This window comes from Sphaerisporangium aureirubrum (assembly GCF_042658925.1).
Taxonomy (GTDB): Bacteria; Actinomycetota; Actinomycetes; order Streptosporangiales; family Streptosporangiaceae; genus Sphaerisporangium; species Sphaerisporangium aureirubrum.
Genome location: NZ_JBHSRF010000003.1, coordinates 1 through 13,527 on the forward strand (window position 1 = coordinate 1; position 13,527 = coordinate 13,527).

At 71.2% G+C, this 13,527-nt stretch carries 10 protein-coding genes; 6 read left to right on the top strand and 4 right to left on the bottom strand.

Features of this window, described 5'->3' with window-relative positions:
* A partial coding sequence (locus ACFP1K_RS02705; protein WP_449329145.1) for an aldose epimerase family protein occupies positions 1-597 on the bottom strand: 597 nt, incomplete at its 3' end.
* 193 nt (positions 598-790) lie between these two features.
* Between ACFP1K_RS02705 and ACFP1K_RS02710 the strand changes: the two genes are divergently transcribed.
* Positions 791-1,090: a hypothetical protein gene (locus ACFP1K_RS02710; RefSeq protein ID WP_380746740.1), complete on the top strand. Its 300-nt coding sequence runs from the start codon at positions 791-793 to the stop codon at positions 1,088-1,090.
* 5 nt (positions 1,091-1,095) lie between these two features.
* Here ACFP1K_RS02710 and ACFP1K_RS02715 read toward each other — a convergent pair whose 3' ends face one another.
* Positions 1,096-3,069, bottom strand: a complete 1,974-nt coding sequence (locus ACFP1K_RS02715; protein ID WP_380746742.1) for a Xaa-Pro dipeptidyl-peptidase — start codon at positions 3,067-3,069, stop codon at positions 1,096-1,098.
* A 151-nt stretch (positions 3,070-3,220) separates the two neighbouring features.
* On the opposite strand from ACFP1K_RS02715, the gene recQ reads away from it, so the two are divergent.
* Genes recQ through ACFP1K_RS02730 form a run of 3 tightly spaced genes read left to right on the top strand, consistent with a single transcriptional unit; the run spans position 3,221 to position 6,605 of the window.
* Positions 3,221-5,323, top strand: a complete 2,103-nt coding sequence (gene recQ / locus ACFP1K_RS02720) for a DNA helicase RecQ (RefSeq protein ID WP_449329146.1) — start codon at positions 3,221-3,223, stop codon at positions 5,321-5,323.
* A 52-nt stretch (positions 5,324-5,375) separates the two neighbouring features.
* Entirely contained in the window at positions 5,376-5,876 is a 501-nt protein-coding gene (locus ACFP1K_RS02725) for a DinB family protein (RefSeq protein WP_380746744.1), read from the top strand.
* 54 nt (positions 5,877-5,930) lie between these two features.
* Positions 5,931-6,605, top strand: a complete 675-nt coding sequence (locus ACFP1K_RS02730) for an endonuclease (protein ID WP_380746746.1) — start codon at positions 5,931-5,933, stop codon at positions 6,603-6,605.
* A 285-nt stretch (positions 6,606-6,890) separates the two neighbouring features.
* Here ACFP1K_RS02730 and ACFP1K_RS02735 read toward each other — a convergent pair whose 3' ends face one another.
* Positions 6,891-7,043, bottom strand: coding sequence for a hypothetical protein (locus tag ACFP1K_RS02735; protein WP_380746748.1), 153 nt, complete (start codon positions 7,041-7,043; stop codon positions 6,891-6,893).
* 3 nt (positions 7,044-7,046) lie between these two features.
* On the opposite strand from ACFP1K_RS02735, the gene ACFP1K_RS02740 reads away from it, so the two are divergent.
* Both ACFP1K_RS02740 and ACFP1K_RS02745 read left to right on the top strand, forming a co-directional pair.
* On the top strand, positions 7,047-8,249 hold the full coding sequence (locus tag ACFP1K_RS02740; RefSeq protein WP_380746750.1) for an FxsB family cyclophane-forming radical SAM/SPASM peptide maturase: 1,203 nt from the start codon (positions 7,047-7,049) through the stop codon (positions 8,247-8,249).
* Positions 8,246-11,125 carry an aKG-HExxH-type peptide beta-hydroxylase gene (locus ACFP1K_RS02745; protein ID WP_380746752.1) on the top strand — a complete coding sequence of 960 codons (2,880 nt, stop codon included), beginning with the start codon at positions 8,246-8,248 and terminating at the stop codon, positions 11,123-11,125. The genes ACFP1K_RS02740 and ACFP1K_RS02745 overlap by 4 nt, the downstream gene beginning before the upstream one ends.
* Before the next feature lie 9 nt (positions 11,126-11,134).
* Here the strand turns inward: ACFP1K_RS02745 and ACFP1K_RS02750 are convergent, their stop codons facing one another.
* Positions 11,135-13,402, bottom strand: a complete 2,268-nt coding sequence (locus ACFP1K_RS02750; RefSeq protein ID WP_380746753.1) for a tetratricopeptide repeat protein — start codon at positions 13,400-13,402, stop codon at positions 11,135-11,137.
* Between the last annotated feature and the right edge of the window lie 125 nt (positions 13,403-13,527).

Below are 13,527 nucleotides of genomic sequence, written 5' to 3' on the forward strand. Positions count from 1 at the left end.
GTAGGGGGTGCCGGTCACGTCGTGGACGGCGGTGGGGATTTTGCGGTCGTTGACGGTGAGGTAGCGGGAGGCGGGGAGTTCGAGGACGGTCTCGTCCAGCGGGGCGCCGGTGGTCAGGTAGGGGTGGGCGCCGAAGCCGTAGGGGGCGGGGGTGGTGCCGCGGTTGTGGGCGGTGGTCTCTACGGAGAGGCCGGAAGAGGAGACCGTGTAGGAGGCGGTGAAGTCCATGATGTGCGGGTAACCGGGCTGGGGGAACAGGCGCAGGGCCAGGCGTACCGAGGACTCGTCGGACGCGTCGAGGCGCCAGGGGAGGGTGCGGGTGAAGCCGTGGGCGGCGTTGCCGAACTTCGGCTCGGTGATCGACAGCTGGCGCGCCTGGCCGTCGAAGTCGTACCGGCCTTCCTCCACGCGGTTCGGCCACGGCAGCAGCGGCAACCCGGCCGAGCCGTAGGGCGTCTCGCTCTCGGGGTACCCCAGGACGAGCGGCCGTCCGCGATGGGTCAGCTCGCGCAGGCCCGCGCCGACCTCGGTGACCACGGCCTGGAAGTCGCCTGCGGTGATGATGTGTTGTGTCCCGGTGGGCGCGATGGTCGTCACCAGCCAATTCAACACCACATCTACCGGACGAACGTTCCAGGTTACCCGGCGCGAAAGCGGATAGATCACTATCAGAGTGTGATGCCGGACCTAGGGGGATCTACGCGATCACGTTTGGGGCGCCGCTGGGGTCACCATCGCCGGTGAGGGATGTTCACCTGGAAGGAGTACGGCTGGAGGCGACGTGGACGCGATGACGACGCGAGACGGAGCGCGAGGCGACGAGGGGGACGGCCCCCGGGAGCCCGGTGAGCGCGCCAAGCTGTCGAGGCTGCGCGACTCGCTGGAGCGGCTCGGCATGCGGGCCGATCTGCACGACGACATGCCCGCTCTGACGGTGCGCTGCCCGGGCACGGGGCCCCCGGTGTGGGTCTTCGTCGGGTACGGCGGTGGCTACTTCTCCTGGCAGTCGGCCGAGAAGCGGCACCCGGTGGGGGACGTCCCGGGTGCCGCCGTGGCTCTCGCCGACTATGTCACCGGCAGGATCTTCTGAACGGGTCAGTACAGGTCGCGGGACGGCTGCGGCAGCACCACGTCCTTCGGGCCGGTCCACTCGCCGCGCTTGGGTGCCGGCGCGAAGTCCATGGCCGCCGGGTCGCCGGCGTCCGTGGGCCCGGTGAGGGCGGCGATCGGCAGCCAGATCCGGCTCCCGGTGAGCTGGACGGTCACCGTGGCGTCGGCCGGCTGGTCGGGATAGGTCTCGTCGATGTCGCTCGCGGCCAGGATCAGCGCCAGCCGGTGGCCGGGCTTGACCACGTAGTCGGCAGGCAGGGTGTCCCAGGTGAACCGGTACGTCCGGCCAGGGGTGAGCGTCTCGGGGGTGGTGAGGGACCGCCGGTTGTGGGCGTCGAGCCAGCCGCGCGACAGGACCTCCAGCGGACGCCGCTCGGTCACCGTCTCGGTGCGCCGGTAGCAGCCGTCGTCGTCGGCTGTGCTCCCGCCGTGGCAGCTCTCCTCGGTCAGGGTGCGGATGCCGCCGGTGGGTGCGAAGTGATCGAGCCGGTCGTCCTCGCCGTAGTCGACCAGCAGCGCGGTGAGGTTGACGTCCGGCTGGTCGAGGCGGGCGGTGATGTCGACCTTCGGGGTGCCGGAGAACCGCACGGCGCGCCGCAGCGGCGGGGTGAGGAACGCGAGCCGGTTCGGTGAGGAGGCCGTCGGGTCGGAGATCATCTGGTCCACGGACTGGTACGGGTCGTCGGTGAAGCTCAGCTCGGCGCCCTTGAGGGACGGCAGCAGGCCGAGGGAGCCCTGGCCGTCGTCACCCGGCCGCAGCCACAGCGGGACCTCCAGGGACCGGGACGGCCAGTCCTGCTGCGTCACCCACCGGTCCGGCGCGACCTGGAGGTCCACCCTGGGTTGACGGGTGACGCCGCTGTCGACGCGGTAGAGCCAGTGGTCGAACCACGCGTGCAGGGTGTCGATCCACTGCTCGCGGCGGAAGTCGAACGGGTCCACGTGGCCGTACTGCGACAGCCACAGCTTGCGGGGCACGCCGCTCCTGCCGAGGGCCTCCCACCAGGTGGAGAAGTGGTCGGGCTTGACGTTCAGGTCGCCGAGCCCGTGGACGGCGAACACGCTGGCCCGCACCTTGCTCACGTCGGCGATGCTGCCGGCGACGTAGTCGCGCTCCTTCCAGAACGGGTTGTAGTTCCCGGTCGCGTCGTCCTGGCCCATGTGCAGGCGCTGCCGCGTGGCGGCGCACTTGGCGGGTGGGTCGGTGTCGATGACCTCGGCGAGCCAGGGCATGTAGTCGTCGGTGTACAGCACGCCGTTCATCCGGGTGTACCGGTACCAGCTGCTGATCGACGAGATGGGGACGATGGTCGTGAGGCCCTGTACGCCGGTGGCGGCGACGGCGTTGGCGAGCGTGCCGTCGTAGGACTTGCCGATCATCCCGGCCCTGCCGTTCGACCAGCTGGCCGTCGCCGGAGTGCCGTCCTGGCGGTAGCCCGGCGCGCGGCCGTTCAGCCAGTCGACGACCGCCTTGCCCGCCGCGACGTCGGCGGCGCCGCCGACGTCCGGGCAGCCGTCGGACCTTGTGGTGCCGACCATGTCGACCAGCAGCACCGCGTAGCCGCGGGGGACGAAGTAGTTGTCGTAGAACAGGGGGAATTTCAGCAGCGTCCCGGCGGCGTCGTAGCGCTTGCCCTCGCCCTCGTTGCCGCGGCCGACGTTGTCGAAGTAAGGGCTCTCGTCGATGATCACCGGGACCTTGAGACCCTGGTCGGTCTCGCGGGGCCTGATGATGTCGACCGCGGCGCGGTCCTTGGCACCGTCACCGTCGCTGTCGAGGGGAGTCTCGACCAGGATGTGCTCGCGGATGGCGTCGGCGTAGGAGAAGACGGGCTGGGTACGGCCGCCCGAGACCTGGATCGCGGGGTTCGCGGTCTGTGCGCTGGCGACGCCGCTCAGGGGGGCCGTCAGCGCGAGGATGATGCCGACGGCGCAGAGCGATCGGATGGATCGCCGCAAGAGGACCTCCGGGGGGTGTGCCGATCATGTACACGACACAGTTATCCCAGTGGACAAGGCCTGTAAATAGCGGAAACTCCGTGGAGTTAAGTTATCCACAGGTCATGGCGAGCCCCCGTCGTCACGCTCTCGACCCTCGTAGAATCGCCCGGTGACTTCCCCCGAGAACGATGCGCCGCTCCCGGAGTCGCCGTGGGACGACGGCTGGCCCGACCTGCCGCCGCCGGACGAGTCGTACGACGACGCCGGTCCGCCCGACGGCGCGCCCGCCACGCGTTCGTCCGGCGCGGGGGTGTACGAGGCCCTGTTCAAGGCGCCCTTCGAGTCGCCCAAGGACGCGCTCGGGGTGCTGCGGCGGGTCTTCGGGTACAGCGAGTTCCGGGGCAGCCAGCAGGAGATCATCGATCACCTGGTGGACGGCGGCGACGCGCTCGTCCTGATGCCGACCGGCGGCGGGAAGTCCCTGTGCTACCAGATCCCCGCGCTGGTCCGGCGGGGCGTCGGCGTCGTGATCTCGCCGCTGATCGCGCTGATGCAGGACCAGGTCGACGCGCTGAACGCCGTCGGCGTGCGCGCCGGTTTCCTGAACTCCACGCAGGACCCCGAGACCCGCCGCGTGGTGGAGGCCGCGTTCGTGGCCGGGGAGCTCGACCTGCTGTATCTCGCGCCCGAGCGGCTGCGCACCGAGTCGACGGCGCGGCTGCTCGACCGGGGCACGGTCTCGCTGTTCGCCATCGACGAGGCCCACTGCGTGGCCCAGTGGGGGCACGACTTCCGGCCCGACTACCTCGCGCTGTCCACCCTGCACGAGCGCTGGCCGTCCGTGCCCCGGGTCGCGCTGACGGCCACCGCCACCGACGCCACCCGGGCCGAGATCGCCACCCGGCTCAAGCTCGAGGACGCCCGCCATTTCGTGGCCGACTTCGACCGGCCCAACATCCAGTACCGCATCGTGCCCAAGAACGAGCCGAAGCGGCAGCTGCTCAAGCTGCTGCGCACCGAGCACGACGGGGACGCGGGCATCGTCTACTGCCTGTCGCGCACCTCGGTCGACAAGATCGCGGCGTTCCTGGTGGACAACGGCGTCCAGGCGCTGCCGTACCACGCCGGGCTGGACTCGGCCACCCGGGCCGCCAACCAGTCGCGGTTCCTGCGTGAGGACGGCGTGGTCATGGTCGCCACCATCGCCTTCGGCATGGGGGTCGACAAACCCGACGTGCGGTTCGTCGCCCACCTCGACCTGCCCCGGTCCGTCGAGGGGTACTACCAGGAGACCGGGCGGGCCGGGCGGGACGGGCTGCCGTCCACCGCGTGGCTGGCGTACGGGTTGCAGGACGTGGTGCAGCAGCGGCGGCTCATCGACACCTCCGAGGGCGACCTCGCGCACCGGCGGCGCCTCGCCGTCCACCTGGACGCGATGCTGGCGCTGTGCGAGACGGTGGAGTGCCGCCGGGCGGGGCTGCTGGCGTACTTCGGGCAGAAGGCGGAGGGCAACTGCGGCAACTGCGACACCTGCCTGTCGCCGCCCAAGGCGTGGGACGGCACGATCGCCGCGCAGAAGCTGCTGTCGGCGGTGTACCGGCTGCATCATGAGCGGCGGCAGAAGTTCGGCGCCGGGCAGGTCATCGACATCCTGCTCGGCAGGCGCACCCCCAAGGTCTCCCAGTTCGGCCACGACAAGCTGACCGTCTTCGGCATCGGCACCGAGCTCGCCGAGGGCCAGTGGCGCGCGGTCGTCCGCCAGCTGCTCGCCCAGGGGCTGGTCGGCGTCGAGGGCGACTACGGCACCCTCGTCCTCACCGACGCCAGCTCCGAGGTGCTCGGGCGGCGGCGTCAGGTGATGTTGCGCCACGACCCCGAGAAGGTCGCGTTCGCCCCCGTGCGCCCGCCCCGGGCCGGGGACGGCGCGGGTCCGGCCGAGCGCGGGTCCAGCGGTCGCTCGGGCGAGCGTTCCGCGGCTCCCGCGGGCAAGTCCAAGCGGGTCGCGGCCGAGCTGCCGGAGCACGCGGTCCCGGTCTTCGAGCGCCTTCGCGCCTGGCGCGCCGCGAGCGCCAAGGAACAGGGCGTGCCCGCGTACGTCATCTTCCACGACGCCACCCTGCGCGAGATCGCCGCCGGCGCCCCCACCACCTTCGCCGCGCTGAGCGAGATCAACGGCGTCGGCGAGGCCAAGCTCGCCAAGTACGGCCAGCAGATCCTCGACCTGCTGAACGGCACCGACACCCCGGACACGCCGGACACCCTGACCGGCTAGTGCGCCCCGGGACGGGACGTGTTCTGTCGGGGGTGGCTGTTAGGTTCCGGGGGTGATTCGACGGGTGCCGCCGACCGGTGGCGAGAAAGAGATCCTTTACACCGCGCTTGATCGGCATCGGGACGTGGTGATGTGGAAGGTCCAGGGGCTGGACGACGAGCGGCTGCGGCGGTCCATGACGCCGTCGGGGACGAGCCTGCTCGGGCTGGTCAAGCATCTGGCCAGCGTCGAGTACGGGTGGTTCTGCGAGACCTTCGGGCGGGAGACGGAGCCGCTGCCGTTCGATCCGCAGGATCCCGAGGCCGACATGCGGGCCGCTCCGGGGGAGACCACCGAGGACGTGCTGGCGTTCTACGGGCGGGCGCGGGCCGCGGCGGACAAGGTGATCAGGGAGACGGATCTCGACGATCTCGGTACCTCCTGGGCGGGGGACACGGTCTCCATGCGCTGGGTCCTGGTCCACATGATCGAGGAAACCGCGCGCCACGCAGGGCATATGGACATCGTCCGCGAGCTCCTGGACGGTGCCACCGGCGACCACCCGCCCACCTGATCTCACCGGGCCGGTGTCATGCGTGTGCGGAGAGAGTACGGGTAGCTAGACGACATGGCCGACAAATCGGGGACGCACAAGGCCGTGGTCAAGGTGTTGCTCGACCGGTACGGGCGGACCTTCGCCGAGGAGGCGGGTGTCGGGCTGGCCGACCGGCCCGGGGCGCTGTATCGGCTGCTGGTGCTCGCCACGCTGCTGAGCGCGCGGATCTCCTCCGAGATCGCGGTGGCGGCGGCGCGGGAGCTTTTCGAGGCCGGGTACGGGACGCCGGAGGCGATGGCCAGGGCCAGCTGGCAGGACCGGGTGGACGCGCTGGGGCGGGGCCACTACCGGCGGTACGACGAGCGGACCTCGACCATGCTGGGGGACGGCGCGGGGTTGCTGGTCGAGCGCTGGCGGGGCGATCTCCGTGGCCTGCGGGACGAGGCAAAAGGGGATCCCGACGCCATTCACGGGCTGCTGACCACCTTCCCGGGGATCGGGCCGGTGGGGGCGGACATCTTCCTGCGCGAGGTGCAGGCCGTCTGGCCGCAGGTGGCGCCGTATCTCGACAGGAAGGTCCTGGACGGCGCCCGCCGGCTCGGCCTGCCGTACCGCGCGGACGCCCTTGCGGCGCTGGCGTGCTCCGACAAGTGCCTGGCGCGGTTCGCCGCCGCGCTGGTCCGGATCTCCCTGGACAAGGAGGCGGCTGAGCAGGTGCGCGAGGCCGCCGAGCAGGACGCGGGGTAGGCCCCGAGGGCCCGGAAGCTCACCTGGCAGGGCCTGATCATGGACGGCCGTCATTACTCTGCGTTCGCATTGACAACTTGTACGCAACGGTCGAGCATTGGTGACCATCCGGATTGTTGCGGATATATCCCGGTCGGACTACTGGTGGGTGAGAGGCGACCGAATGGACGAGGGTCCCAACTCCGATGACGGCCATGACGGAATCGAGCTTGAAATATCCGATCTCGACCTGAGCACCATCGACTCCCTGGAAGGGACGGCTCTGGGGACCATTCTGGGCGATCTCTACCGGGCGGAGCAGGACATCACCGTCGACGGCTCACCGCTCGGGCAGATCTTCAGTTCGCACAGTTCGCACAGCAGGTTCAGCTCATTCAGTTCGTTCAGCTCTTTCAGTTCCTTTAGTTCCTTCAGCTCGTTCAGTTCCCACAGCTCCACCTCGTGGGCGAGGTAGCCAGCGCGTTCGGGGGAATCGCGCGCGAAACGGTCGTCGAGCCGTTCAAGTCGTTCATCTGCAAGGTGGCGTCGCGCTGCAATCTCGATTGCGACTATTGCTACGTCTACCACCACGCCGACCAGTCCTGGCGTGAGCAGCCGCAGCGCATGTCGCTGGACACCGCGGCCCAGCTCGGACGGCGGATCAACGAGCACGCGGTGGCGCACGGCCTGGCGCGGGTCGACTTCATCCTGCACGGCGGCGAGCCACTGATGCTCGGGGTGGACTACCTGCGCGCCCTGTGCGAGACGGTGACGCGGCACACGCCCGACGTGCGCATCCGGTGGAACGGCCAGACCAACGGCACCGAGTTCACCGACGAGGTGCTGAAGTTCTGCGAGGACTGGGACGTCTGCTTCGGTCTGAGCCTCGACGGCCCGCGGGCGGCCAACGACCGCCACCGGGTCGACCACGCGGGACGGTCGTCGTTCGACCAGGCCGAGCGGGCGCTGCGGATGCTGAGCGGCGAGCGCGGGCGGCCGCACTGGGGCGGTGTGCTGGCGGTCATCGACCTTGAGTCCGACCCGCTTGAGACCTATGCCTACCTGCGGGGATTCCAGCCGCCGTCCATCGATTTCCTGCTGCCGCTCGGGCACCACGACATGCGCCCGCCGGGCAAGGAGACGAGCCTTACCGGCACGCCGTACGCGGACTGGTTGCTCGCGATCTTCGAGGTCTGGTACCAGGAGCGGCCCCAGCCGATCAGGATCCGGCGGTTCCGGGACGTCATCGGGCTCTACCTCGGCGCCACCCGCAGCTCCGAGGAGTGGGGGCTCCAGCCGGTCGACTTCATCGTCGTGGAGAGTAACGGTGAGATCCAGGCCGTGGACACCCTCAAGGTGACCTATCCGGGGGCGTGCCGGCTCGGCATGGACGTCTTCGGGCACAGCTTCGACGACGCGCTGGCCTCGCCGATGGTGCGGGCGCGGCAGGAGAACTGGCGCACGCTCGGCGAGACGTGCCGCCGGTGCGACGTCGTGCGCATCTGCGGGGGCGGGTACTTCCCGCAGCGCTACTCCCGCGAGGGCGGGTTCCAGAACATCTCGGTGTACTGCGCGGATCTGATGAAGCTGATCCGGGTGGTCACCGGCACCGTACGGCAGGACCTCGCGGCCCTGCCCCGGCAGGCCGGGAGGCGAGCACGGTGACCGCACGACTCGACGCTTCGACGATGGCGTCCCTGGTCGCGCCGAGCGGCTGGACCGAGGATAACCAGGCGATCTTCACGGCGCGCTACTACACCACGCTGATGGGGGTGCGGCGGCTGCGGGAGCTGCTGATGGAGTGCTGCCCCGGCCTCGTGGAGCAGTCCGGGTTCGAGGAGGCCTTCACGGCGCTGTCGTCGGCGCCGCCGGGGGCGCAGCGGCAGGTGCTCGGGCATCCGAGCGGGGGGTTCTGGAACGACGTGGGGTGGAACCTGGTGCGGCGGCGGGCGCACGAGCGGTTTCCGCGGATGCATCTGGTGCCGCACCTGCGGGAGTTCGGGCGGTTCGCTCTGGCGGCGCTGCTGCTGGGCGGCCGGGGGCGGTTGTCGGCGGAGGTCCGGACGGACTCGGGCGGGCGGATCGCGCTGCCCGGCACCGGGGTGTGCCTGCGGCCGGACGGCGCGGGGCCGTACACGCGGGTCCGGGTGACGGTCTCGGACGGTGAGGTGTGCACGACGGACGGCCTCGGGGAGCCGGGGCGTGACCTGGTGCCGCGACTGGGCGCGGGGCCGGAGCTGAACTGGCTGGACAGGGATCTGCGGCTCGGGGGGCGGACGCCGTATCTCTTCGCCGACCTGGCGCCGGGGGAGGCGCGGCACTGGGCGCGCACGCTGGACGGGTACTTCGCCATCGTCGCGGAGGTCTGCCCGCCGCTGGCCGCCGAGCTGGCCGGGGGGTTGCGCGCTCTGGTGCCCATCCGGTCCCACGACACCTCGGTGCACGTGAGCGGGAGCTTCCGTGAGGCGCCCGGGCTGGTGGCGTTGTCCCTCGGTACACCGCTGGCCACCATGGAGGCGCTGGTCCACGAGTACGGCCACCAGAAGCTGTACGCGGTGCTGACTCTGGACCCGCTGATCGTGGGCGATCCCGGCGAGGCCGTGCACTACTCGCCGTGGCGGGACGACCCCCGGCCCCTCAGCGGTCTGCTCCAGGCGACGTTCACCTTCGTCTCGGTCCTCCACTTCTACCGCGCCGTCCTCGCCGCTCCCTCCACCGGCCTCGACCCCGCCAAGGTGATCGCCCGCGCCTACCAGCTCGCCGGCCAGGTGGCCGACGGCCTCGCGGAACTCCACACCCACGCCACCTTCTCCCCCCTGGGCCGCGCCCTCACCGACACCATGACCACCCACCTCGCCGACCACACCGCGAGCTTCCCCCTCCCCCCTGCGGCCGAACGCGACCGCGTCGACACCCGGCGTACGGCCCACCGCACCCGCTGGTCCGAACGCCACACGCCCTACAAGGCGACACGGATCGACTTGCCCGTGCGGGGGAGCACTCCGGACGGCCCGGACGCATCGGCTGCCGCCTCCGGGACGGTCGCTACGGCCGGGGGTGTGGTGGCGGGGGCGGGTGGGGGGGCTTTGGGGGGGAGGGATGTTGAGACGTTGCGGGTGCTGGGGTTGCCGTCCGGGTGGACGGCGGGGGCGATTCTGGGGCGGTGGTATCCGGGGGACTCGCTGCTGGAGCGGGTTCGGGAGTTGCGGGGGGACGTCGTCCTGCCGGAGCGGGAGGTGGGGGAGTCGCTGGTCGGGGACCTGGCGGCGGCGCATCTGGCTTACGTGCGGGGGGAGTATCAGAGGGCGGCGGAGAGGTACGCGGCGTGTGTGGGGCATGATCCGGGGAGTCCGTACTTCTGGCAGTGCTATGCCTTTACGTTGCGGCATCTCGGGCGGCATGACGAGGCGCTTTATCTGCTGACTCACACGGCCGAGCTGATGGCGGGCGGGCGGGTGCCGGATCCGGGGAGTGACGCGCGGCGGACGCCCGAGGCGATGGCGTGGGGGCTGGATCTGCCGGCGGCGCGGCCGCGGGTGAGGGCGGCGGCGGTGGCGCCGTTCGAGGCGGGGGTGGCGGAGGCGCTGCGGGGGAGCCGGTACGGGGGGTTCGTGGAGGCGACGCTGGGGGGTGCGCAACTGCCCACGCTGATCGCGGTGGCGAACGGGCTCAAACCGGCGATGGACGCGTGGATCCCCCTGGAGGGGTGGCAGGCGTTCCTGCGGACCGTGCGGACGCTGGGGCTGCGGCACCATGTGGACGCCTGTTTCGACCGGTACTCGGCGCAGGTGGCGCAGGTGCCGCCGGACCAGCTCACCACCACGCGGGCGGCGTTCAGCCCGTCACTGCGGCCGGGGACCGAGGCGCACGTGTTCCTGGCCAGGGACCGGGACGCGCTGGACCGGGTGGTGGGCGCGGGCTGGTACCCCCTGATCGTGGACGGGAAGGTCGTCAACAAGCACCGCGCCGACCACGACAAGTTCGGGGACGCGCTCGGCTACCCGCCGTGCTGCCAGGAGTTCTTCCGGCACCGCAACAACTGGAACGACGACAACACCTACTACGCCGCGCTGCTCGCCACCGAAGGCGAGCCGTCCGCGCTGTGCAACCCCTTTCCGAGGCACACGATCTACGGCCTGGTCCCGTACATGCCCTGCTCGTACTCCTGCCCGGTCACCATGAAGTTCGCCGGCCGCCTGCACGACGTGATCGCCGCCGAGCTGCCCGGATACCTCACGGCCATGGAACGGGCCCTGAGCAAGCCCCTCCTGTGCGTCTCGGAACTGAAGATGTACTGGTTCACCGGCGAGTCCGTGCACCGCTCCGGCGACACCACCGAGATCCGCTACACCGCCGTCGAGTCCCTCTACCCCATCGAGTCCACCGACCCCGTCCACACCCTCCTGTCCCGCGGCGACCGCTGCACCCTGGACGGCGACATCCTGCACGTCCACGAGGGCCCCACCCTCATCGGCACCCACCGCACCCGCGGCGACCGCCACGGCCCCGAATGCCCCTTCGTCCTGACCTTCGGCCCGTGACGCGAAGAGCTAGGTCATCGCCCGCAGGGACCGCAGCACGCTGAGAGTGCTCGGATGGTCGTCCCCGAGCCTGCGGGCCCGTGTCTCGAACACCGCCCGGCACTCGGCGACGGCCTCGGCACGCCGGCCGAGGTCGCGCAGCACCAGTGCGCGGGCATGCCGCCAGTCCAGCGTGGACGGATGCTCGGCGCCCAGCACCTCGGCACCGGTCGCCACGATCGTGTCGTACTCGCGGCTCGCCCGAGGGAGGTCCTCGCGGCGGTGCAGGAGCTTGGCGTGCTCGTGGCGGCTGGACAGCGTCCACGGGTGGTCGTCGCCGAGCACCGCACGCCGTTCCTCCAGCACGGTGCGGCAGACCTCCTGGGCCCGCTCCAGCTCGCCCCGGTCGGTCAGGACGTGGCCGAGGCTCTGGCGTGTGTGGGAGATGCTCAGGTCGCCGGTGGGCAACAGACGCACCTGCGCGTCGAGCACGGCGTTCAGCTCACGTTCGGCGGCTTCGAAATCACCCCGCTGGCGGGAGATGTTGGCCAGGCTGTGCCGCACGTCGAGCGTGGTCCGCTCGTCCTCGCCGATGGTGCGCCGCGCGGTCGCCAGCAGGTCGAGCAACTCCGCCCGCGCCTCCATCGGCCGGCCGCCGCGGAGCAGGGCCATGCCGAGGCCGTGCCGGGCCACCAGGAGGTCGGGCTGCCCCTCGATGGCACGGCCGTCGGCGAGTTCCGCCAGCGCGCGTCCCATCAGCTCGGCCGCCCGGAAGTCACCGCCGTGCAGCAGGCCCCAGACGGCGGTGTTGGTGATGCCGATCATCAGGTCGAACACGGTCCGGTCCTGAACGGTCTGCGGCAGCAGGGCCGAGATGTGCGGTGTAACGGACCGCCAGTACGGCCAGTCGGCGGGGGCGGACGGATTGTGCGCCCGCGGGTCGTCCAGCAGGCGGACGGCGAGGCGCAACGAGACGCCCTCCGGCTGGTCGTGATGGCGTTGCGTGTCGGCGACCAGGGGATGCACCTCCAGGGCCTCGATCGGGGTGCCGTGGCAGCGCACCAGGCCGAGTGAGTGGAGGGCCCGCAGCCCGTCGGTGAGCCGGCCCGCAGGGTCGGGGCCGGCGGGAAGCAGGCCTTCGGCCTCCAGGATCTCGGGGAGGAGGAGCGAGAACGGGATGGGGATGGTGGGGGCGTACCGGGAGAGAAGCCGTAACAGCTTCCTGCTCCAGCGCAGGCCCCGCAGTTCGAGGGAGTCCAGGGAGATCTCCCAGGTGGTGGTGATGGCCTGGCGCGGGTCGTCAGGGCTCGCCTCGGCCGGAGCCTTCATCAGCTCGCCGAACCGGCGGTCGAAGACCGACAGGTAGTCGCCGAATGTGGCGACGTCGGTGAACCGGTCGGCGAGATAGGCCCCCGCCAGGTGCAGCGCCAGCGGCAGGTCGCCGAGCCGGGCGGCCAGCCGCCCGGCGTCCGCTCCGCCCGTGGCCACACCGGAGATGTCGTGCAGGACCCGGACGGCCGCCTCACGCTCCAGGATGTCCAGGTGGTGCTGCGCCGCCGCGGTGCCCCAGACGGCGCGGTCGGTCCGCCGGGAAGTGATGAGCACCAGGCCCGACTCGCTCGGCCGCACCCACCCGCGGGCGTCGGCGACTGGCCGGCCCTCTCTGCCGAGCGCGTCGGGTTCGTCGAGGTTGTCGAACACCAGCATCCAGCCGCGCCGGCTCTCCAGCAGCCGCCAGACGAGGTCGGGGCCGCTCCGCTCGCCGGTGTGGATCTGCTCGATCTCCGCGCGGCTCGCGCCGAGGTGCTGGGCCAGGTCCAGCATCGCCCGGCCCGCCTCGCCGGGGTCGGACGCCGCCACCCACCACACCGGCTGTCCCCGGCCGCGTGCCCGTCGCGCGACCTCGATCGCGATGGCGGTCTTGCCGACCCCGCCCAGTCCGGTCAGCACGTGGAACCGGCCGTCCGGGGCCTTGGCGTGTCCGTCGACGGCTTTGATGATCTGGTCGCGTCCACGCACCGTGTGCTGGCCCGCGGGGACGGGCAGCACGCCACCGGCTTCCCTGGCCGCGTCCCCGGCGGCGGACCGGCTGCTGTGGAGACGTAGCGCGTACTCGGTCAGCACGGTCGCGGCGAGCGCGGTGGTGGCCCCGACGCCCGCGCCGCCGGGCCCGCCGAGAACGGCCCCCGCGGCGGCGCCCGCCACGGCCAATCCCAGCGTCGCCCCGGAAAGAATGACAAGCCGGACTTTGTGCTGCCTGCCGAAGGGAGACGTCTTTCCGGCCGTCCGCGCTGACACGAGACCATCATGACGTCCGGTACTGAGGGCAGGGAAGGCCGGTTCTTAAGGACTTTTCAGAGAGAAATGCGCATATGTCTATTTCGGGGCCGGGTGTGAGGCTGCCCGGTGGCGGGCTCCGGGCT

Excerpts from the sequence above, each read along its gene's own strand:
- ACFP1K_RS02710 (WP_380746740.1), top strand. The coding sequence starts at position 791 with ATGACGACGCGAGACGGAGCGCGAGGCGACGAGGGGGACGGCCCCCGG.
- ACFP1K_RS02730 (WP_380746746.1), top strand. The coding sequence starts at position 5,931 with ATGGCCGACAAATCGGGGACGCACAAGGCCGTGGTCAAGGTGTTGCTC.